Annotated in this window: 1 protein-coding gene; it reads left to right on the forward strand. The window is 29.7% G+C overall.

What is annotated here, in order from left to right:
* Positions 1-230: 230 nt before the first annotated feature.
* Positions 231-1,238 carry an IS110 family RNA-guided transposase gene (locus BLS98_RS23000; protein ID WP_089739864.1) on the forward strand — a complete coding sequence of 336 codons (1,008 nt, stop codon included), beginning with the start codon at positions 231-233 and terminating at the stop codon, positions 1,236-1,238.
* The last annotated feature ends 6 nt before the right edge of the window (positions 1,239-1,244 follow it).

A 1,244-nucleotide genomic window follows, 5' to 3' on the forward strand; every position in this document is an offset into this window, starting at 1 on the left:
CCTTTAGATTTACAAAAGGATTTAGTTATAAATTAGATAATAATTAAATTCTGAAGAACCAGAGAAAATAAAGTGAACTAAACAGATTTCCAGAATATAACTATTCCGTGTATAAGACTTTATTTTCTCTTTTTGAATATCTGCCATTTAGAATTTTAAGCATTGAGGCTTATTAAAGGTTTTAGCATTATTCAAATTGGTTCGTTCAGTGTTTACCTAAATCCAAAGTTATGAAAACTTACTTTATTGGAATAGACATTTCGATGGATACATTGGATGTTTGCATTTTAAATGATTTTAATGAAAAACAAACGGTATTGAAAGTAGAAAATACTGTAGAAGGTATCGAAAAAATGATTGACTCTGCTTCAGATTTTGAACCCGATTCCGAGCGACTGTATTGTTTTGAGAATACGGGGAACTATGGGCTTCTTTTATGTAGAATGTTAGAGGACAGGCAAATTGATTACTATCAAGTTCCAGCTCTTGAAATAAAATTAAGCCAGGGAATCCAAAGAGGAAAGAATGACAGAGTTGATGCATGGAGAATAGCCAAGTATGCAAAAACATATTCAAAAGATCTTAAACCTTATGTTCTTCCTGAAAAAGTACTATTTAAAGTAAAGAATCTTCTTACTTACAGAAATATTCTTATCAAAGTGAGAACACAGTTTAAGAATGAGAAAAAATCTTTTTATCAGGCCAGTAAAATATCAGATGTCGATTTTGAAATGGATGATATTACCTATCATATACAACAACTAGATAAAAAGGTTACTCTAGTAGAAGAAAAAATACAACAGCAGATCAATAGTGAGGCAAGAATAAATAAAAACTTTGAAAAAATAACTAAAGTAAAAGGAGTTGGTTTCCTTACTGCTGCTTATATGATTGTATTAACTAATAATTTTACAAGCTTTCAAAATCCAAGAAAGTTCAACTGTTATGCTGGATTAGCACCTTTCGAACATACTTCTGGAACTAGTATTAAAGGGAAAACAAAGACCAGTAAGCTTAGAAATAAAAGAATTAAAACCGTACTTTTCAATGGTGCTAATTCAGCAATAATTTATGATGAAGAATTAAAAGCTTATTATAAAAGAAAAAAAGAGCAGGGAAAAGCTCATAACTCTATTATTAATGCGGTATGTTGTAAGCTCGTGTATAGAATGTTTGCTGTAGTAAAAAGAGAACAACCTTTTGTAAATTTAGTACGATATAATTTGCATATGTCTTAGAATACA

Origin of the sequence: Chryseobacterium jejuense, from assembly GCF_900100075.1 — a bacterium.
Classification (GTDB): domain Bacteria; phylum Bacteroidota; class Bacteroidia; order Flavobacteriales; family Weeksellaceae; genus Chryseobacterium; species Chryseobacterium jejuense.